The organism is Paeniglutamicibacter antarcticus (assembly GCF_039544305.1).
GTDB lineage: Bacteria > Actinomycetota > Actinomycetes > Actinomycetales > Micrococcaceae > Paeniglutamicibacter > Paeniglutamicibacter antarcticus_C.
On record NZ_BAABLK010000004.1, the window covers coordinates 42276 to 62209 of the forward strand.

General features: G+C 63.7%; 23 protein-coding genes. 17 read left to right on the top strand and 6 right to left on the bottom strand.

The features are described from left to right. The first annotated feature begins 69 nt into the window (after positions 1–69). The 4 genes from ABEA12_RS00650 (at position 70) to ABEA12_RS00665 (ending at position 5620) form a co-directional block, all read left to right on the top strand. Entirely contained in the window at positions 70–405 is a 336-nt protein-coding gene (locus ABEA12_RS00650; protein ID WP_210100537.1) for a PRC-barrel domain-containing protein, read from the top strand. A gap of 221 nt (positions 406–626) precedes the next feature. Continuing rightward, positions 627–800, top strand: coding sequence for a hypothetical protein (locus ABEA12_RS00655; protein ID WP_210102717.1), 174 nt, complete (start codon positions 627–629; stop codon positions 798–800). Positions 801–1651: 851 nt separating this feature from the next. Then, positions 1652–5002: an efflux RND transporter permease subunit gene (locus tag ABEA12_RS00660; RefSeq protein WP_210100536.1), complete on the top strand. Its 3351-nt coding sequence runs from the start codon at positions 1652–1654 to the stop codon at positions 5000–5002. 165 nt (positions 5003–5167) lie between these two features. Next, positions 5168–5620, top strand: a complete 453-nt coding sequence (locus tag ABEA12_RS00665; RefSeq protein ID WP_210100535.1) for a pyridoxamine 5'-phosphate oxidase family protein — start codon at positions 5168–5170, stop codon at positions 5618–5620. A 46-nt stretch (positions 5621–5666) separates the two neighbouring features. On the opposite strand, the gene ABEA12_RS00670 is transcribed toward ABEA12_RS00665, so the two are convergent. Both ABEA12_RS00670 and ABEA12_RS00675 read right to left on the bottom strand, forming a co-directional pair. Next, entirely contained in the window at positions 5667–6539 is an 873-nt protein-coding gene (locus tag ABEA12_RS00670) for an endo alpha-1,4 polygalactosaminidase (RefSeq protein ID WP_210100534.1), read from the bottom strand. A gap of 50 nt (positions 6540–6589) precedes the next feature. Then, on the bottom strand, positions 6590–8077 hold the full coding sequence (locus tag ABEA12_RS00675; RefSeq protein ID WP_210100533.1) for an MFS transporter: 1488 nt from the start codon (positions 8075–8077) through the stop codon (positions 6590–6592). 154 nt (positions 8078–8231) lie between these two features. Here ABEA12_RS00675 and ABEA12_RS00680 point away from each other — a divergent pair, with 154 nt between their 5' ends. Both ABEA12_RS00680 and ABEA12_RS00685 read left to right on the top strand, forming a co-directional pair. Next, entirely contained in the window at positions 8232–9335 is a 1104-nt protein-coding gene (locus ABEA12_RS00680; RefSeq protein ID WP_210100532.1) for a CE1758 family FMN-dependent luciferase-like monooxygenase, read from the top strand. A 10-nt stretch (positions 9336–9345) separates the two neighbouring features. After that, positions 9346–9780: a MarR family winged helix-turn-helix transcriptional regulator gene (locus tag ABEA12_RS00685; RefSeq protein WP_210100531.1), complete on the top strand. Its 435-nt coding sequence runs from the start codon at positions 9346–9348 to the stop codon at positions 9778–9780. Positions 9781–9860: 80 nt separating this feature from the next. On the opposite strand, the gene ABEA12_RS00690 is transcribed toward ABEA12_RS00685, so the two are convergent. The 4 genes from ABEA12_RS00690 to ABEA12_RS00705 all read right to left on the bottom strand — a co-directional run bounded on the left by ABEA12_RS00690 (position 9861) and on the right by ABEA12_RS00705 (position 12013). After that, complete coding sequence (locus tag ABEA12_RS00690; RefSeq protein WP_210100530.1) at positions 9861–10226, bottom strand: SPW repeat domain-containing protein; 366 nt, start codon at positions 10224–10226, stop codon at positions 9861–9863. 251 nt (positions 10227–10477) lie between these two features. Beyond that, entirely contained in the window at positions 10478–10846 is a 369-nt protein-coding gene (locus ABEA12_RS00695) for an Asp23/Gls24 family envelope stress response protein (RefSeq protein WP_210100529.1), read from the bottom strand. Then, positions 10839–11432 carry an Asp23/Gls24 family envelope stress response protein gene (locus ABEA12_RS00700; RefSeq protein ID WP_210100528.1) on the bottom strand — a complete coding sequence of 198 codons (594 nt, stop codon included), beginning with the start codon at positions 11430–11432 and terminating at the stop codon, positions 10839–10841. Before ABEA12_RS00700 ends, ABEA12_RS00695 begins: the two co-directional genes overlap by 8 nt. Further along, complete coding sequence (locus ABEA12_RS00705) at positions 11423–12013, bottom strand: RNA polymerase sigma factor (RefSeq protein ID WP_210100527.1); 591 nt, start codon at positions 12011–12013, stop codon at positions 11423–11425. Before ABEA12_RS00705 ends, ABEA12_RS00700 begins: the two co-directional genes overlap by 10 nt. Before the next feature lie 184 nt (positions 12014–12197). On the opposite strand from ABEA12_RS00705, the gene ABEA12_RS00710 reads away from it, so the two are divergent. From ABEA12_RS00710 to ABEA12_RS00760, 11 genes are all read left to right on the top strand, one after another. Beyond that, positions 12198–12719 carry an Asp23/Gls24 family envelope stress response protein gene (locus ABEA12_RS00710; RefSeq protein WP_210100526.1) on the top strand — a complete coding sequence of 174 codons (522 nt, stop codon included), beginning with the start codon at positions 12198–12200 and terminating at the stop codon, positions 12717–12719. A 66-nt stretch (positions 12720–12785) separates the two neighbouring features. After that, positions 12786–12965, top strand: a complete 180-nt coding sequence (locus tag ABEA12_RS00715) for a hypothetical protein (protein ID WP_210100525.1) — start codon at positions 12786–12788, stop codon at positions 12963–12965. Further along, positions 12962–13390: an Asp23/Gls24 family envelope stress response protein gene (locus ABEA12_RS00720; RefSeq protein WP_210100524.1), complete on the top strand. Its 429-nt coding sequence runs from the start codon at positions 12962–12964 to the stop codon at positions 13388–13390. Before ABEA12_RS00715 ends, ABEA12_RS00720 begins: the two co-directional genes overlap by 4 nt. After that, the gene (locus tag ABEA12_RS00725) at positions 13387–13989 is read left to right on the top strand and encodes a DUF6286 domain-containing protein (protein ID WP_210100523.1); all 603 of its coding nucleotides are present in this window, start codon (positions 13387–13389) and stop codon (positions 13987–13989) included. Before ABEA12_RS00720 ends, ABEA12_RS00725 begins: the two co-directional genes overlap by 4 nt. 46 nt (positions 13990–14035) lie before the next feature. Beyond that, positions 14036–14653: an Asp23/Gls24 family envelope stress response protein gene (locus ABEA12_RS00730; protein ID WP_210100522.1), complete on the top strand. Its 618-nt coding sequence runs from the start codon at positions 14036–14038 to the stop codon at positions 14651–14653. Positions 14654–15264: 611 nt separating this feature from the next. Continuing rightward, on the top strand, positions 15265–15555 hold the full coding sequence (locus ABEA12_RS18575; protein ID WP_210100521.1) for a D-alanyl-D-alanine carboxypeptidase family protein: 291 nt from the start codon (positions 15265–15267) through the stop codon (positions 15553–15555). Further along, positions 15552–15740 carry a hypothetical protein gene (locus ABEA12_RS00740; protein ID WP_210102716.1) on the top strand — a complete coding sequence of 63 codons (189 nt, stop codon included), beginning with the start codon at positions 15552–15554 and terminating at the stop codon, positions 15738–15740. Before ABEA12_RS18575 ends, ABEA12_RS00740 begins: the two co-directional genes overlap by 4 nt. 57 nt (positions 15741–15797) lie before the next feature. Continuing rightward, entirely contained in the window at positions 15798–17444 is a 1647-nt protein-coding gene (locus ABEA12_RS00745) for an ABC-F family ATP-binding cassette domain-containing protein (RefSeq protein ID WP_210100520.1), read from the top strand. Positions 17445–17885: 441 nt separating this feature from the next. Further along, a complete protein-coding gene (locus ABEA12_RS00750; protein ID WP_345465781.1) occupies positions 17886–18329 on the top strand; it encodes a hypothetical protein in 444 nt (147 codons plus the stop codon). Positions 18330–18436: 107 nt separating this feature from the next. Then, the gene (locus tag ABEA12_RS00755; protein ID WP_210100519.1) at positions 18437–18829 is read left to right on the top strand and encodes a hypothetical protein; all 393 of its coding nucleotides are present in this window, start codon (positions 18437–18439) and stop codon (positions 18827–18829) included. 12 nt (positions 18830–18841) lie between these two features. Continuing rightward, the gene (locus ABEA12_RS00760) at positions 18842–19924 is read left to right on the top strand and encodes a carboxylate-amine ligase (protein ID WP_210100518.1); all 1083 of its coding nucleotides are present in this window, start codon (positions 18842–18844) and stop codon (positions 19922–19924) included. Positions 19925–19934 lie beyond the last annotated feature (10 nt).

Genomic DNA, 19934 nt, shown 5'->3' on the forward strand with positions numbered 1-19934 from the left:
ACTGCGGTGCCACCGACCAGATGGCCCCGGTGAAAGCGCCCGGGAGGACCATCCGGTGAGGACAGTGTCATGCCCGGCGAGGACTACCTGAACACGTTGAAGAAAGCCAAGAGCACCGTCTACGGCCCAAACCGGGAGAAGGTCGGCACCATGGGCAATATCTTTGTCGACCGGAACACCGGGGATCCGGACTTCGTGTCCGTCCACGTTGGCCTGTTCGGATCCGAGGAATGCTTGGTCCCGCTCTCAGGCGCCGTGTTCACCGATGGCCACTTGCAGGTCCGGTTCCCCAAGGACGTGATCAAGCGCGCACCGAACATCGATCCTGCGGCGGAACTCAACCACCATGCCAAGGACCTGCTGGACAGGTATTACTCCGCCATGGACCCGGACACCGGATCCTAGCCGGGCATCCGGTCCGCCTGGGGACGGGATCGGGCACCGAACCACAGTTGCCCAACACCGAGCAACGAGGCAAAGTGGCACTATGTCGCTGCGACGGTTTGAGGGCAGAACCGTTCTACGATGGAAGGCGACGGCCTCTGGCCCGGTGCAGAAAGCAACGCAGGGCCGGCAGTACCGCCGGGGAGCAGTCCCCGCCAGCACAAACAAAGGAGAAACAAGCTATGAGCGATAAGACCGAACAGGGCAACTCCAAGAACGAGCCAACCAAGCCAAAGGACAGTGTCTCGGATCCTGCCTTGGGCGCAGAGACCGGCCATGACTGGTCCGACGAAGGGGGCGCCACGCCGGGCGGACCGGCCACCAACGTCGACCCCGACAAGGAATCGGCCGAATAACGCGCAACATACTCAGCCTCTGGAGGCTGCACGAATCTAGCCTCCACGCGCTGGATGTTGGATAAAGCACGGATGCGGAACCTGTGACCAGGTTCCGCATCCGTGCTTATTTTTTTGAGCGAGTTCCTGCCAAACCCTTGCATACGCCCAACCGGCCACTGAGCCACCGCCAATCACCGGGCGCGCTCAATAGCAATCCCCTGCCGGGTTCGATTCGGCCAGCGAGTCCTTTTCCCCGCGAGCTCACCCGGCTTCGCTGATACTGCTGCCTGGGGCATCGGCTCGAGACAATGCCGGGGCCACAACACGGTGCACGCGCAATGCCCGTGGGCTCGGGGCGGCTAACGGGTCGTGGGGTCCGGGTTCGGCATGGGATCGGGGCCGGGCACCGGGCCGGGACCAGGTGCCGGGAACGGATCCGGTTCCGGTGATGGCGCCGGAGGCGGGCCCGGGGGCGCATCCGGCGGGAAGCCGGGCTCGGGTGCCGGCGCCGGGGCGGGAGGACCCGGGGGCGGTTCCGGTTCGGGAGCGTGTTCCGGGGGCATCGTCGTGCCGCCCGGCAGGCGCTCGTGATTCGCCGGCTCATTGATTAGGGAGTACATGTTTTCTCCTCACGTTGGCTGGAGTCGACAGCCGCCGTTAACCCTTTGCGGGGACGCCGGCGGAGCGACCTCATATCGGTCTTGCGGACCGTTGGCCCATGGTTGCACGTCAACGGCAGGTGAGTCCAGCAATCGGTCCTGGCAAACCCGTGGCCAAAGGTAGCCCCGGAGATGCACCTCTGCCGTCCCCAAGCCCACTAGAGTAGGCGGGAGGAGCAATAGCGAGACAACGATCTTCTAGGATGGCAGATGTACCGGTTAGCCGTACTTTCATTGGGCAACCGCGCCCTCATCGCACTGATCACCGTGTTTGTGGCGGTATTCGGAGTGATCACCATGGGCCAACTCAAGCAGGAACTCATTCCTGCCCTCGAGTTCCCGCAGATTTCCGTGGTGGCATCCCAGCAGGGCGCTTCCCCCGAGGTCATCGACAAGCAGGTTGCCCAGCCCCTTGAAGGCGCGCTGCAGGCCGTGGAGGGTCTTGAATCCTCGTCTTCCACCTCGCAGACCGGCTTCACCACCGTCTCGCTGACCTTCGTCTACGGTACGGACCTGGACCGCGCGCGCGCGCAGGTGGACAAGGCCATTTCCAATGCCAAGTCCGAGCTGCCCAAGGACGTCGATCCCACCGCGTTCGCCGGTTCCATTTCCGACTTCCCCGTCGTCTATTTGGCGGTCTCCGGGGACGAGAACCTGAACGCGCTGCGTGCCGACGTCGAGCGCCTGGTCCTTCCCAAGCTCTCGAAAATCGAGGGTGTGCGCACCGCGGATGTCTCCGGCGGCACCTCCCAGCACATTGCCGTGCTTCCTGATTCCGCCAAGATGGCTGCCGCGCAATTGAGCGTCAAGGACCTCAAGGACGTCATCGAGGAAGGTTCCGGGTTGATGCCGGTTGGCCGGCTGAGCACCGATGGCCTTGACCTGCCCGTCACCTCCGGATCCTCTATCGATTCGCTCAAGGCAGTCAAGTCGCTGCCCGTGCGCGGAACCAACGGCGTGGCCGAGCTCTCCGAGCTGGCCACCGTGGAACTTCAGGACGACACCGCGACCTCCGTCACCCGCACCAACGGCGAGGAAACCCTCGCGGTCTCCATCACCAAGAAGCCCGACGGCGACACCGTGGGGATCTCTCAGGCAGTCACCGCCGAGCTTCCGGACCTGGCCGCCCAACTGGGCGCCGCCGCCACCTTCACGACGGTATTTGACCAGGCCCCCTTCATCGAGCAATCCATCCACGACCTGACCGTCGAGGGCCTGCTGGGCTTGGGCTTCGCCGTGGTGGTGATCCTGATCTTCCTGCTCTCGGTGCGCTCCACGCTGGTGACCGCGATTTCCATCCCGCTCTCCCTGCTGGTCACCTTCATCGGCCTGAGCGTGGGCGGCTACTCGTTGAACGTGTTGACACTTGGTGCACTGACCATCTCCATCGGCCGCGTGGTCGATGACTCCATCGTGGTCATCGAGAACATCAAGCGGCACCTGGCCTATGGCGAGGAGAAGTCCAAGGCCATCATCACCGCGGTGCGCGAGGTAGCCACCGCGGTGACCGCCGCGACGCTAACCACCGTTGCGGTGTTTTTGCCCGTCGCCCTGGTCGGCGGGGTGGCCGGGGAACTATTCCGACCCTTTGCACTGACAGTGACCATTGCGCTGCTTGCCTCGCTGCTTGTCGCACTGACGATTGTTCCGGTACTCGCCTACTGGTTCCTGGGCCAGAGCCAGTCCGGCGCGGCGGATGTCGAAGCGGCCCGCACCGCAGCCGAGGCCAAGGAATCACGCTCCTGGCTCCAGCGCGGCTACTCCCCCATCCTGCGCGGCACCCAGCGGCACCCGGCGGTCACGCTGGTGGCCGCGGTGCTGTTGCTGGGGCTCACGGCCTTCCTGGTGCCCCTGGTGCCGACCAACCTGCTCGGAGGCACCGGGCAGAACACCTTCACCGTCTCCCAGAAGCTTCCCGCCGGTTCCTCCCTGGACACCACGCTGGATGCTGCCGAACCGGTGGAGAAGGCCCTGCGTGGACTCGATAGCGTGATGGATGTCCAGCTGACCGCCGGAAACCCGTCCGGCGGGTTCGCCGCGTTCATGGCCGGGGGAACAGATACCGCGTCCTTCACCGTGATGACCGACCCCGATGCCGATCAGGAGGCCATCCAGGGTGCCGCACGCACGGTGCTGGGCCCGCTGGGCAAGGATTCGGAGATCTCTCTATCGGCCAACGAGGGCGGTCCCACCGGCTCCTCCACCGTCACCGTGAAGGTCGGGGCACCGACCCCCGGGCTGCTCACCGAGGCGACCAAGGCCACCGTGGATGCCATGGGTGGCATCGAGGGCGCAACCGACGTCAGCGACAACCTCTCCACGGCCCGTCCCCAGGTTTCCATCGAGATCGACAAGACCAAGGCCGCCAAGGCCGGGCTCTCCGAGGCGCAGATCGGCGGATTGACCGCCGGCACGATCTCTCCGGTTCCCGCCGGCACAGTGCGCCTGGGATACACGGACTACCCAGTGAGCATCGGTGAAGGAACCGAGCTCAAGGACCTCAAGCAGCTGCGCGACCTCGCGCTTCCCACCGCGAACGGCATCGTGAAGCTCGGCGACGTGGCAACGGTTGAGCGCACCGAATCCCCGGCAACCATCACCTCCTCCAACGGGGAGAGGATCGCCACCGTCTCGATCACCCCGGGCGAGAACGATTTGGGTGCGGTCTCCGCGGAAGTCACCAAGCGCCTGGACACGCTTAAGCTTCCCGAGGGAGCCACCGCCGAGCTTGGCGGTGCCGCCACCGAGCAGGCCGAGTCCTTCGCCCAGCTCTACCTGGCACTGCTTGCGGCAATCGCCATCGTGTACGTGGTCATGGTTGCCACGTTCAAGTCGCTGGTGCAGCCGCTGATCCTGCTGGTCTCCATCCCGTTTGCCGCCACCGGCGCCATCGGGCTGCTGCTGATCACCGGGGTCCCGTTGGGGCTGCCCTCGCTGATCGGCATGCTGATGCTGGTGGGCATCGTGGTCACCAACGCGATCGTGCTCATCGATCTGATCAACCAGTACAGGGTACCGCGCGACGGACGCCCGGCAATGAACCTGCAAGATGCCATCTACCACGGTGCCCGGCAGCGTCTGCGCCCGATCCTGATGACGGCGCTTGCAACGATCTTCGCCCTGGTGCCAATGGCACTGGGACTCACCGGCGGGGGAGGATTCATTTCCAGGCCCTTGGCAGTGGTGGTCATTGGCGGGCTGGTCTCCTCCACGGCGCTGACACTGATCCTGGTTCCGGTGCTCTACCACCTGGTCGAAGGCGCCAAGGAGCGCTCAGCAACCCGCCGGGCCCAGCGCCACGGCAACCACCCCACCACCGAGGAGGTCATGACCGTGGCCGGCGCCAGCCTCCAGGTCCCGGCTAAGATGGCCGCACCGAAGGTCACCTCAGGCCCTATTGGCGGCCCGTCCTCCGGCGCGACGCAAGCACCGGGCACCACGGGAGCTGTTCCGGCGGAACCCGGCGTGATCATCAACCCGGCTACCGGTCAGAGCCCGCTCACCCGTCGTGAGCGCAAGGACATCGAGGACGAGCGCAAGCACAAGCACAAGGATTCATAGGCTTTACCCTGAGCGTGCACGTTCAGGAGGGGGTTCGACACCATGGGTTTCCCGCCTCCCTCCTTGGGCTCAGCACTGTTGCCCATCCACGGGCCGCGCATAGTCAAACGTGCTTTAAGGTCTTTGGCTCTGGCCACTTGGGGCGTCCACACGTACGCTCGGAGCATGGATGAGAAACAACACCACCCCAACACCGAACGACTCGAAACCGACCAGTGCCTTGAGCTGCTCCGCGCGGTTTCCGTTGGCCACCTTGCCGTGAGCACTGGCGACCGCCCGCAAATCTTCCCCATCAACTTCACCATCGACCACGGCACGGTGGTTTTCAGGACCGGACCGGGCACGAAACTCGATACGTTGCGCTCCCAGCCCCACGTTGCCTTCGAAGCCGACGGGGTAAACCAAGAAACCGGGGTTGCCTGGTCGGTCATGGTCCAGGGCGAAGCCGAGCTCTTTGGCGGGATCGAGGAAACGCTAGACACCTTCGATTTAATGCTTTTCCCGTGGGAGTCGGGCCCGAAGGAACAATTCGTGCGCATCGTTCCCAGCTCTATGACGGGGAGGCGCTTCAAGGTTGCCGATCCCACGACGTGGTGGAAGAACATGAGCAAGGAGTAGGCAACGCGGTAGCCTTGGCGCGGGACCGGTCGTTGCGCGCCAAGGCTCAACAGGTGCTGCGTTCGGCGCCGAGCTCAAGGGGCTTGAAGAGCACTTCGATCCCTCGCGGGACCGCACCACAGACCTGCTTCGGGTCCATGGCGTACTCCAGGACCACCACTGCCTTGCCGGCAGCCAGCAGCCGGTCATAGACATCGCACTCGTCGTATTCATGGCATTGCTCGTTGACGGCAAAATCGATCTCGTCCACCAGCCCGCCGACCAACTCCACCGCATTCTTCAGGCCAAAACCAAGGCCACGTTCGTGGGCAAGTTGCGCCAAGGCGCGGATGTAGGCCAGCTGGTCATCCTCACTGAGCCCAAAGCCCGAGTCGTTGGAATACCCATCCACGTTATCCGGGTCCACCGCGTCAAAGCCGCGTTCCTTGCATGCATCCATGCGCTTGGCCATGATCGGCAGCAACGCATCTTGCCTGCGCACATCCAACCAGCGCTCTCCGGGCCATCCCCCGAGCTCGTTACCCAGCAGCACCTGATCAAACCCGGTGGCGTCGCCGCGCCACTCTTCCCACGCCCCGGCGTTGAAATAGCACACCAGGTGCGCCCCTTTTCCGTGCGCTTCCTCCAGGTCCTTCAAGGACGTGTCGATCGAATCCACGTCGTAGATCTGCGCTTCCACGTCGGTATCCAGGCCACCGGCAAGCTGCATTTGCCAGCTTTGGCCCTGCTCTGGTGACCACCACGTCGATTCGGGGTCCACTGCCCCACCCGAGGAACAGGCCGTGAAAGCCAGCAGTGCAGCGACCAGCATCCCTATCCCCGCCAGTTGGCGGACCCGTGCGTTCCTCTGGACTCCGGCAGCCTGGCCCGCGGGTGGTGCCGGGCGCGCAGGGATCCGAGCCGAACCTCGATCATCCATTTCCTTGCTATTGCACTCATTGGGTTCTTCACGAAAACGGAGACGCCGCTTCATTTCGATAATGGAGCATCCTCGAGCGCATCGCGCGGCACGGCGAAGAGGATGAGCGCACAGACCACGGCAGTGCCGCCGCATATCGCCCAGACAACCATGTAGCCGGCCAACGGAGCAGCGAAGTTCTCCGCCGAACCATCGGTTACGGCCCTGGCGACCTGGCCGATCAATGCCAGACCGAAGATCGCCGAGGCAAAGGATCCGCCGATCGTCTTGATCGCGTTGGTCAGCCCGGTGGCCATGCCCGTGCGGTGGAACGGCGCCGCCGCCGCTGCCGCGGACGGAAGTGCCGCAACCAAGGCACCGGAGCCCAGGCCGGCAACCATCATGTTGGCCAGCACCTGTGCCAGGGAATCATGCAGCGGCAGGAAAAGCAGGTAACCGATCCCCACCAGCATGCTGGCGCCAATCAGAGTCACCCGAGTTCCAACCCGGCGTGCCGCGACCGGGAAGAGCAAGGCACCGGTGAGCAACGCCAGCACGTAGGCGCCGATGATCACCGAGACCCCCGAGGCGCTGAGTCCCAGGCCGTAGCCGTTCACTGCCGGGTCGGTGCGGGCAAAGGTGCTCATGGGGATCTGGGCGCCGAGCACCGAGACGCCAAAGAGGCCCGCGGTCAGCTGCACCGGCCACATCGATCGGGCAAAGAGCACCTTGAAGTCGATCAGGGGATCGGCTTGCTTGTTTTCGTGGCGGTAGAACATGTAGAGCACCGCCAACCCCAGAGCCAACGAGCTCCACACCAGCGGGGACGCCGGTCCGTTGATCCGCAGGAAGCTCAGCCCGCTGGTGAGCAGCAGCAACCCCACGGCCAGGTACCCGAATCCCCCACCATCGATCTTCGCCTCGTTGCGTTGCCCGTCATCAGGTACTCCGAAGGCCACAGCGAAGATGCAGATGGTGGTGGCAACGGCCGGAATCATCATGGTCAATGCGAGGTTTCCGCCAAAGACCCCGATCAGTGCGCCTCCGGCCAGCGCCCCGGCGATCACGCCGAATTCAAGGGCGCCGACCAGCAGCCCCGCTGCCCGTCGGGTCATTGGTCCTGGTGCGCCAAGCTTCCGCGCACGGGAAAAGACGATCGCGATTTCCAATGGCAGCCATACGGCATAGAACCCCTGCAGGGCCCAAGCAATCAGGAAGGTGGTGAAGGAACCGGAGAACACCACGGCCCATGAGGCGACGGCGGTGACGATTGCCGAGAGCAGGAGCATCTTCTTGTGGCCAAAGATATCGCCCAGCGAGGCAAGCAGCGGAACGGCCAGGGCCGAAACCATGAGCTGGGCGGCCTCGAACCAGTTCACGTCCGCGTCTTGGATGTCTAAGTGGCGGGCGATGTCCGTCATCAGCGGCGTGTAGTAGCCCTGCAGGATTCCGCTGGTCAGTTCCACGATGGCAAGGAACCCGACGATTCCGGCCACTGCGCTCCAGCGCACCGGTTGTGCCTTGTCCGGTTCCCGGTTTGCCGATAGCGGTGTGCCCATAGCGGGAGCCTACCGCGAAGTCCCGTTTTGGGTGAGCGCCATCACCCGGGCACTCGGGAATCACTTGACCGCCCCGGACGCTATTACATGCAAACGCATACAACTCTGGCAACCTAGTTAGCGGAGCCAGGCAAACCCGCCCCAGGAGGCACCCTTGCAGTTCGGTATTTTCTCCGTCAGTGACATCACCGCCGATCCGGTCACCGGCAAGACCCCGAGTGAGAAACAACGGATCAAGGACATCGTCGCCATCGCCAAGAAGACCGAAGAGGTGGGCATGGATGTCTTCGCGATCGGCGAGCACCACAATCCGCCCTTCTTCTCCTCCTCCCCCACCACCACGTTGGCTTTCATCGCCGCACAAACCGAAAAGCTGATCCTTTCCACCACCACCACGTTGATCACCACCAATGACCCGGTGAAGATCGCCGAGGACTTCGCGATGCTCCAACATCTGGCCGAGGGCCGGGTGGACTTGGTCCTGGGGCGGGGCAACACCGCCCCGGTGTATCCGTGGTTCGGGAAGAACCAGCAGGACTCGGTGGACCTGACGGTGGAAAACTACAACCTGTTGCGCCGGCTGTGGGATGAGGAAACAGTGGATTGGGAGGGCAAGTTCCGCACCCCGCTGCAGAACTTCACCTCCACCCCGCGCCCGCTTGACGGAGTTGCCCCGTTCGTCTGGCACGGCTCGATCAGGACCCCACAGATCGCCGAGATCGCGGCCTACTACGGGGACGGATTCTTCGCCAACAACATCTTCTGGCCCAAGGAGCACTACCAGCAGCTGATCAACCTTTACCGCGAACGCTACGAGCACTACGGACACGGACGGGCGGATCAGGCCATCGTGGGCTTGGGCGGGCAGTTTTTCATCCGCAGGAACTCCCAGGATGCGAAGGACGAATTCCGTCCCTACTTCGACAACGCACCGGTCTACGGGCACGGACCCTCGATGGAGGACTTCACCGACCAGACCCCGCTGACCGTTGGCTCTCCCGCCGAGATGATCGACAAGACCCTGACCTTCCAGGAGGCCTTCGGCAACTACCACCGCCAGCTTTTCCTCATCGATCACGCGGGGCTGCCCCTCAAGACGGTGCTGGAACAACTTGACCTCTTCGGGGAATACGTGCTGCCCGAGCTGCGCAAGGAACTGGGACACCGAACCCCTCCCGAGCATCCCGAAGCACCCACCCACGCCAACCGTGTTGCCGCCCGCGCCGCCAAGGCCAACGCCGGGAACGCCAATGCATAGGCCCGCCTCGATGCAGTTCTCAAATGCGGCATGGGAAGCGTTGTTCCGGGCACAGGTTACGGTGATGCGCGAGATCCAGAAACTCCCGGAGTTCAAGGAAATTGGCATCCGCGAATACGACGTGCTCTTCAACCTCTCGCGCTGCCCGGCATCAAGCAGCCGGCTTTCGGACCTCAATGCGCACCTGCTGATTTCCCAGCCGAGCCTTAGCCGCATGGCCGAGAGGCTCGAGGCCAAGGGCCTAGTGTCCCGGGCGCCCGATCCCACGGACCAACGCGCAGTACTCTTTTCGTTAACCGCCAAGGGCGCCGAGGTCCAGAAGTCCATTGGCCGTGAGCATGTCAAGGGCATCCACGCACTGATCGGCTCGGCCCTGTCAGCCGAGGAGTTCGCGACCCTCCGGGAGCTCTCGACCAAGCTGCGGACGCATATCGAATCCCGCTAGATCCCGCCACAGTGTGCCCAGCGGCCCCCGGCGCAGACCAAGGACCCGGCCAACCGGCCGGGTCCTTGGGTAGTCATTCCCTAGTGTGAGCCCACTGCGTGGTGCTCGCGGTAGCCCTTCATTGCAGGCTGCAGCGCCATCACCGAGGCGATCAGCGCGATAACGCCCGGGATCCAAGTGCTCCAAGCCACTGCCGGGGTTCCGGTTGCGAAGGCACCCATCCATGGGGATGCGATCACCAACAGGGATACAACGATCTGCACCCACTCGGCCACGGGCCTGCTCGTGGACACGAGATTGATGACGCCTACGACGATCAAGACGATACCGCCGGTGAGCATGTATGCGTTTGAGGATCCAACATCCACGGTCCATGTCATGGCCAGAAGCATGTAAACGCCAGCAGCCACGGCGATCCAGTTTTGCCATGCAGTCCATCGCTTCATGGTTAAGATCTCCTTCATTTCTCCTCCACCCCCGATTCTCGGATGGCCCGGAATCGCGAAGGTTCCCCTTGCGGGTGCCGATGTTCCAGCTGGCCCAATCTGCCCGCCAGGCTGTCCTCTCGGCTGTAATTCCATCCTGCCCGTGGCCGGTGGGCCCGCATAGGGTCCAAAGTCACCGTTCGCCACCCGGAATGCCCAAAAGCACCCCACTGCACCGGCAACCGCTTGCACCGCCGAACTCCAACAGGGAACTACCCGGTGGCGTTAGCAGGCTCGATGGCCAGGATGCTGATGTCCACGTTGCCGGGGATCAAGCCGGTCTTGCGGATGCCCTGGCAGACACGGTCCTGCACGGTTTGGGCCACCTGCAGCGCTGTGTAGGTGATGTCGGTGGCGATATCGAGGTGGACGCGTGCTATTCCGTCATTGATCGTCGCCACCACCCCTTCGTGTAGCCGGTTGGCTCCCTGCCCGCTCCTTGCCGCGCCCGTGGGTCCGATCCGTCCAAGAAGATCCCGGATGGTGGGTTCAAGCCGCAGGACACCGGGGGTTTGCATTGCGGCTTGGGCGGCAAGGGCCTCGATATCGCGGTTGGTAACCAGGGCGCGCTGCTCAGGCATCATAGAGATCCTCCACCGTGATGTTGATGGTGGCTGCCTTGACCCCGATGGATGCCGGGATCACCTCGCAGATCCCGCGCCGCAGCGCCTGGACGGTACGGGGGATCTCGATGCCGGCAGCGCACGCAACCCGCAGGTTGATGACCAAGTCCTGGCCGAGGATGGCGGTACCAGCGGGAGCCGGGGGCTGCCCGGGGCTTTCATGGATCTCGATGCTGCAACGTCGTGAATGGATGCCCGGAACCACGCTTGCCGCGGATCGAACCAGTGAACCAAGTGCCTGCTCACTGATCTCCGTGGCCCCGTTCTCCGTGGTGCGCAGCAGCAGGATCCTTCCCCGGCGGACCTCCGCCCGGGCAACCGCCATGATTGCATCGGTGAGCCCGTCACGGGGTTTGGGCTGTGCATCGTGCATCTCGTTCTCACGCATCGCACGGGTTGCTTTTTTGAGTTTCTGCAGCCGGGTGCGTGCCTCCTGGCATTGCGCGCACCCCTGTTCATGTCCGATCGCCGGCGCATCTATCCCGGCCCATACCTGGTCGATGCTGCGGCCGCACCCGAGGCGGGGAGGGTCGGCTAACGCCATGGGCTCATCCCCTCTGCTATGCGATGCCTGGCCCGCGCCAGTGTGCCGCGGACCGTGCTTGGGCTGATCTTCAGTGTGTCACTGATTTCGGCATAACTCCTGCCATGGATCTCCCGCAGAAGCCAGCAAGCCTTTTGAACCGGAGGCAGCGCGTTGAGCAGTTGTGCAAGCTCGTCTTCCGCGGCGGCGCATTGGGCCGAATCGGCCGGATCGCAACACGAGGACAGGAGGTTTGCGCCGGTTTCGCAGGTGGAGCGAAGATCATCGGGATCGGTGAGGGCTTCGGGATGTACCGAGCGCTTGCGCAACAGATCCAGGCACTTGTTCATCGCCTGCCGGTAGATCCAGCCGCCGAAGGCATTCACGTCACTGAGCATGGGCAGCGAACGCCAGCTGGAAGTGAACGCCTCTTGGACGATGTCCTCGGCATCCAGCCGGTCATTGAGCATCCGGTACGCCAAGCGAAAAAGCCTGACCTGGTAGATCGAAACCAGCAGTTCAAATGCCGCCAGGTCCCCATCTTGGGCGCGCGCGACGATGCTTCCTTCATCCGCGTCCGAACCCGGGACGTGCTCTGGCATTGGCAGTCCGCTCCTCCCGGGATTGTCTCCAATATGCCATAGCCTTCACTCCGCGGGAACAGGTGGGCAAACCCTGCCGGAGATGGAAAGAAAAATAGTCCATGACACCGCGTGAGGATTTGCTCCGGGCCTCGTCTCTCTATATGTAAGCAAGATCATATTTCCTTCGAAGGAGTCGTTTCCCATGGGCGAGTCACCCAGAACCCCCGCAACCCCCACAGGTGCGCCAGGCAAGGCCGAGGAACACCACCGCAGTGACGTGGCGCAGCAACCCAGGCAGCACGATGCACTGCATACCGAGCTCGGGGACACCACGATCGAGGAGACCGTGGTGCAGAAGCTCGCCGGGATCGCCACCCGCGAGGTTCCTGGCGTATACGCCATGGGCAGCGCCGGACGCCGCGCATTCAGCGCCTTGACCGAGCGCATCCCGGGATCCCAGGTAAACGTCAGTGGCGGGGTCACCGTCGAAAAGGGCGAAAAGCAGACGGCCATCGATGTTTCGATCGTCGTCGATTATGGCGTTTCGATCGTGGAGGTCAGCCAGGGGATCCGCCGCAACGTCATCCAGTCGGTGGAGAGAACCACCGGGCTGGAGGTGCTGGAGGTGAACGTCAATGTCACCGACGTGCACCTGCCCGAAGACGACCACGACGAAGAGCGCGATCGTGCCCCACGTCCGGAGCCCAAGAACGAACTTCAGTAACTCCGCTGCCCCGACCGATCCATCGACCCGGTGCTCGGTCAAGTCCAAGAAGAAATAAGGTTGGCAATGTCTACTACACGTTGGTGCCTGGCCATAGGGCTGGTGCTTGGAATAGTTTTGGCTTTCGGCGGTTGGTGGGCATTGGTCTCCGCGGTCGTCCTGGGTTTCATCGGTTTGCTGGTCGGCAGGGTCGCGGAGGGGAAGCTGGACATGGCGGCCCTGTTTGGTAAAGCCTCGAGCCGATGAACGCCTCGGGGCCCGGCGCCGTGGCGTTCAACGGCGCTCCACGCACGTCGCACCATGACGCTTTCTCCTCGCGCGGCCAAACGGTCCTGGCAGACAAGGTGATCGAGAAGATCGCCAGCCAGGTTGCCAGCGATGAATCGGTCGCCGGCGGTTCCTCCGGGGGCTTCCTGGGGATCGGAACCCACGCCGACCTCAAGGCGCGACCCAAGGCCTCCGTGGAGCTCACCGGGAACATCGCCACGCTCAGCGTCGAAGTCGGAATGCCCTATCCTGTTCCGCTGCGGCGCACAACCGAACAGATGCGCCAGCGCATCCGGACCCGGGTCACCGAAATGACCGGTGTAGAGGTTCGCCATGTCGATATCAAGATCTCTTGGCTAAGCGCCGCCACGGTCCCGGCCAGCAGGCAAAGGAAACTGCTATGAGCCGCAACGAGGGAGAATCCGCCGGACTTCGCCGACGTCCGGCCCGCACCGTCCCGTCATTGGTCGTCGGCATCCTGCTTCTGGCCATCGGCGTCGGCTTGGCGTGGCTGTGCATCGCAAGGCTGGTCAGCGGCTCATGGTCCACGCTCTTGCAAGCACCACGGAACCAGCTGGCAACATTGACGTGGAGCGATCCCTTGATGTGGAGCATCGCGGCAGTCGCCGTCGCGGTGGGATTGATCCTTCTGCTCTGCGCCCTTGTTCCCGGCGGCTTCAACACCCTGAGGGTACGCAGCAGCTCCGGGGAAGAAACCGGTCGGGGCGATGTCCACGCGCAATCCGGAAATCCCGGGCAACAGACTGTGATGACCCGCCGCGGGGTGGCACACCTTGCCCGGGCGCAGTGCGTACAGGTCGATGGCGTCTCCACGGCCTCGGTGACCGCCACCGCCAAGAAGGTCCACCTCAAGGTGGGAACCTCCCTGCGCGAGACCAAGGACCTGCACACCCTTGTCACCGACGGCGTCCGCAACCGACTGACGGCGATAGGGCTGGACCCGGTACCGGAAGTCACTGCCACCATCGAGTCCCGGGGCTAAGGCCCATGGGCATCGCGCACATACCGATCATCCAGGAAGGATTGCGATGAAACATACAGCCGGAACCCTGAACCGCACTTGTCTGGCCATACTGGGCATCCTGATACTGGCCACCGGAGTACTGGGCCTGCTCCAGGCCGCCGGTATCCTCCAGGCCATCGCCCAAACCCCGGAGCCGGAGGCGAAAGTTGTCTCCGGGGAACTCCACCCATTCTTCGCCCAAACCTGGGTAGTGGCCCTGATGCTGGTCATCGGCGTTGTCTTTGGTGTCTTGGCCCTGGCCTGGATGATCGCCCAGGTTCCACGGAGAAACCTGAGTGAGAAGTACCGTTTGCACCTGGACACCACGCAAGGACGGACCACCTGTGAGCCCTCGGTACTGGCCTCTGCCATAGTGGAACAGATCAACGGCTTACCAGGGGTGGTCACGTCCTCGGCCCTGCTGCGCGGAACCGCCGACCAGCCGGATCTGGATCTCAAGGTCACCGTCAATGACGGCGCAGATATCCGGGAACTGTTGCGCAAGCTTGAAGGAAGCATCCCGGCGGACGTGTCCACGGCATTGGAGAGCCCCATCCAGAGGTGCAGGTTGGAGCTCGATGTCAGCGCCCACACCCAACAGTCCGGAGCCGTGGTGCACTCCACCGGCACCGTCCTCCACTAGCAACCCTGGCCACGGAGCCTCCATCTGCCTTTCCGCAGTGACATGAAGCCCGATACCAAGGGGCATCCCGTCGGACTCGTGGTGATCTTTCGCTTCTGCACGATGCCCCCTGAACCGCCAGAGGGGATACCGGAGCCGTTTCATTCTCCCTGCCCCGTCCCCGAGTCAGGATGAACCACTGCCTCCGCAACCGGTGGCCGGTTCGACGCTTTCGGGCAAGCTGACACCAGGGACACGAGAGGTCACCCAAAATGGGTATTGGGCGCACCAAAAGGGCAACGTTCGGGGAGGCTGCCTCTGCACTGGCCATGGTCTTGGCTCCCCCGACCGGTTCTCAGGCGCTGGCGGCCCCGGTACCTGCGGGAATCCAGGACACGGCTGTTCTGCACCCTGGCCCGTCTGAGGTTACTGCAACCATCGTGCTGGTGAACAAGAGATAGCCGCTGGTCCCCAAGACCTACGCGCCACCGCTCTCAACGGTCCCCGGCACGGGGGTCAGGTTGCAACCTGTCGTTGCCCGGGCCTACAAGAAACTTGTTGCCGCCGCGCGCAAGGACGGCGTTGGCATCAGGCTCAGCTCCGGCTGCCGTTCCTAAGCGATCCAGAAGTCGTTGCTCGCGAAATACGCGCTGATCTGCGGATCAACGTACGCCCGGCGCATTGCCGCCAAACCCGGAACCTCCGAGCACCCAACGGGGTTGGCCGTTGACGTGGGCAACCCGGGCTGCGGTAAGTGCCCTGCAGGGCTGCTTCGCCTCGGCGAAGGTCGGGACGTGGAGGGTGCGGAACGCCCACAAGCACGGGTTCATCCTGCGGTACCCCAAGGGCATGGAGAAAACGACCAGGGTACATTTACGAAACATGGCAGTTCAGGTACCTCGGAACAGCCCAGGCCAAAATGATGAAGGACTCCAGGGCCAAGACACTCGAGCACCACTGCGGCGTTGCCTCGAGCCCCAAGGCCGCACAGCCCGCCGCACCAAAGACCTCGGTCGCCAAGGTACAACTGACCGGGGGGGGAAATCCGGTGTCTGGGTCCATGCACACGGGAAAAACCGGATGGATGAGCTCGAAGTACCTGCGCTGAGGGCCCGAACCCTGCGCTGGTGACAAGGCGCCGGCCCAGGGAAACTAAACTGGTTCCATGACTGCAACACTCGTGGCCAAGGACCTTGCCGGCGGCCACGCCCACCGAACCCTTTTCTCCGCACTGAACTTCACGCTCGCCCCCGGGGACGTCATCGGGGTGGTCGGCGCCAATGGCGCCGGTAAATCCACGCTGCTGCGCCTTCTGGCCGGTGTCGACACACCGCTGGGCGGGACGGTCTCCAGTGCCCCCGACGGCGCATTCATCGGCTGGTTGCCCCAGGAACACGAACGCGTCGAAGGCGAGAGAATCGCCGATTACCTGGCCCGGCGCACGGGGTGCGCCGCAGCGACGGAGGCCATGGAATCCACGGCCGAGGCGCTGGGTTCCGGGGCCCGCGGAGCCGACGACGCGTACGCGACCGCCTTCGACCACTGGATGGCTTCCGGGGCTGCGGACCTCGAAGACCGGGCACCGGGCACCCTGGCCGAACTCGGCTTCACCCTTCCCGTCGAGACGCTGATGACCTCGCTTTCCGGTGGGCAGGTCGCTCGTGTGGCACTTGCCGCCTTATTACTCTCCCGCTTCGATGTGGTGCTGCTGGACGAGCCGACCAACGACCTGGATTTGGCGGGGCTCGAACGCCTGGAGTCTTTTGTTTCCTCGTTGCGCACCGGGGTGGTCTTGGTCTCCCACGACCGCGAGTTCCTGGCCCGCTGCGTCACCCGAATCGTCGAGCTGGACCTGGCGCAGAACCAGGTCGCGGTCTACGACGGTGGCTACGACTCCTACTTGGAAGAGCGCGCCATCAACCGCCGCCACGCACGCGAAGCCTACGACGAGTTCGCGGACAAGAAGGCTGACCTGGTTTCCCGGGCCCGCACCCAGCGCGAATGGTCCTCGGCGGGCGTGCGCAATGCCATGAAGAAGGCACCTGACAACGACAAGATCCGCCGCAAGGCCAACAGCGAGTCAAGCGAAAAGCAGGCCTCTAAGGTCCGCCAAATGGAATCGCGCATTGCCCGGCTCGACGAGGTGGCCGAGCCCCGCAAGGAATGGGTGCTGCAATTCGAGATTCTCCCCGCACCCCGCTCCTCCACCGTGGTCTCCACCCTCAACGATGCCAGCCTCACCCGCGGTGATTTCACCTTTGGCCCGGTCTCCGTCCAGGTCAATGCCGGTGATCGGATCGGGATCACCGGGCCCAACGGGGCCGGCAAGTCAACGCTGCTCAACCTATTGCTCGGACACCTGAGACCGGATACCGGTTCGGCGTCCATGGGTTCCTCGGTGTCCATCGGCGAAATCGACCAGGCCCGAAGCTATCTGCCCGACGACACCGCCCTGGGTGACGGATTCGAACTTACCGTCCCGGATCTTTCCCCCGCCGAGGCCCGCACACTGCTGGCCAAATTCGGGCTCAAGGCCCACCAGACCGCCTCGCTGGTGGCGGATCTGTCCCCGGGCGAGCGGACCCGGGCTGGCCTGGCACTGTTGCAGGGACGCGGGGTGAACCTGTTGGTTCTCGATGAACCGACCAACCACCTCGACCTGCCGGCGATCGAACAGCTCGAGGAAGCACTCGAGGCCTACGAGGGTGCACTGCTGCTGGTGACCCACGACCGGCGGCTGCTGGAAAACGTGCGCCTAGATGCGCGTTGGGAAGTCGACGCCGGCACGGTAAAGCTCGGGATCAATTCCTAGCCACGCAGGACCCCGGTCCGCCGTGTGCACAGTTTGGGGACGCCGGCACGGTGCCCCACCGGCCCGAGGCCTGTGCCTACGCGACCGTTCCGGACGCCTTGACTCTGTGGTTGCCGGTGGTAGCTTTCGCCTATGGACAAGCACCAGCACCCGCGGGTTGCCTCCGATGTCGCACCTGCGCTCGCGATAGACGTGATTTCCTGTGTCGGGGACTTGGGTATCGGTCGGGGCGGGCTGGCCCGCGGCAGGCTTTCGACGACCCTGCGGCGAGCCACCGGGATGCACCGTGCGGCACCTCATGATCTTTCACGGAAAGAGGCACCGCCATGAGCCCCCGCCAACGCCCTGACTGCCAGGATCGTTCTGCTGGCCGTTGTCACCATCGCCTATGGCGGCACCTTCATGCTCAGGGTCGTGACAGGCAAACAAGGGGCGAACGACTTGCAGAGGAGCATGTTCCGGGCGGGCCACGCACATGCGGGCGTGCTGGTCATCCTTGGTCTTGTGGTTTTGTTGCTCCTGGACTCCGCCTCGGTCCCCGCCCGTGGAACCTCGCCAGCGACGGGGGTGCTCATCTCCGCGATCCTGATTCCTGCCGGGTTCTTCATTTCCGTGATCGGACACGACCCGGCCAGGCCAAACCGCTTCGTCATCCTGCTGTGGATCGGATTCGGGGTATCTTTTCTGGGCTTTGATTGCCAGCGGCATTGGACTGATCACCGCGAACGTACGCCTGCCTGGTTGCCGGCATTGGCCCAACTCGGAGGCATCGTTTTCTCCGCCGTCGTCAACGGCGTGAAATCCTGGTGGTCCACCGCAAGCGCCGGCGCTCGTCTGGGCTCGGTATTGCCGCAGCCACGCCCCAGACGCTCAGGGAACTTGTAGGCAATTTAGCCCGTAACCATTGCTTCGCAACACCTGCCCAATCATGATGGGTAGAGGACCGGATTGTGTTCTTCAGCATTCCGCTCAGTACGTCGAAGGTAGCCTCCATGAAAAAGCCACTAGTCAAAAGAACCTCTCTTTTCCTGCTCCGTGCGGCACTGGACGAGCCGACGCTGCCGGCCTTGGGACCATCACCGCACAGGTCTCTGGTCAATGAAACCCCCACTTGTGAACACTGCAACTCGGACACCTATTTGGTCTATGAGCGCATCATCCTCCTTCTTGATGCCGCGCGCGTCCAACCGCCTTGCTGGGACGTCGAGGTCTGGTGCGGGCGGTGTGAATCGTTCTACGGGATCCTGACAACGTTCGTCCCGGGCGATCACCAAGCGGTGCGGCTTGCGGCCGAGAATCCGCACTATGTCCGCTACGCGGCTCCCATCACCCAGCTCGCTTCCCAGATCCGCCCTCAGGGGCTGGTCCCCGGCTACACCACCTAAGGCTAAGAACATATGCGCACCTTTGGCATCGAGGAGGAGTTCTTCCTCGTCCGTCCCGACACCGGCTACCCGGCGGCTCCCACCCGCCGGGTACAAGAACAGATCATGAATCTGGGCGCCGGGAACGGCAGCATCCGCCCCGAGCTGTTGGCATGCCAGATCGAAAGCTGCACACCGGTCCTCACCCAGCGCGAAGAGGCTATCGAGTCCGTGTCCAGGGCCCGTGGCGAACTCAGCTCGGCAGCGCGTGAAGTGGGGCTGCAACTGCTCGGTATCGGTACGCCACCGCGGATCCCGGGCGTCCCCGCCACAGTCTCGGCGTCCGATCGCTACTACGCGATCCATGATTTCTGTCCCGGTATCGCTGCGGAGCACTACATCGCCGGCACCCATGTGCATGTGGGGGTCGAGGACCGCGATGCCGGTGTCGCTGCGGTCAACTCGCTGCGCCCCTGGCTGCCGCTGCTCACCGCGCTGGGCGCCAACTCGCCGTACTGGAGAGGGTCCGACAGTGGATTTGCTTCCTGGCGCACCATCCAGAACCGCCGCTGGTCGGTGCAGGGAATACCTCCGTTCTTTGCCGGGTCCAGCGACTATGACCAACGCCTGGATTTCATCCTTGCCTCCGACGTGGTCCTGGATTCCGGACACATAGGTTGGGGTGCCCATCTTTCCCCCCGCAACCCCACGGTGGAGGTCAGGGTTCCCGATGCCCAGTTGGGCACCTCGGACGTTGTCCTGCTGGCCCTTGTCGTTCGGGCCCTGGTGAGCACCGGATTGCGCAACCCTCCCAAGGAGTCTCCCGCCCCCCCGGAGGTCTTCGACTTGGCACATTGGCAGGCCGCCAAGTTCGGTACCCAGGGAAACCACTACAACCTGATGGCCGGAACCAAGACCAGCATGTCCGGGATGCTGGCAGTGCTACACGCGTACATCAAACCTGCACTGGCCGAAACCGGCGACACGGAGTACATACAGGGAGGACTGGAAAGGATCATGCGCGAGGGCAACGGCGCGGTGTCCCAGCGACGGTTCTTCCACGCCGGGGGTTTCGCCGAGGTACTCGAGCAGTCGGCTGCGCGGCTGCTTGTTTGAAACGTAGTCT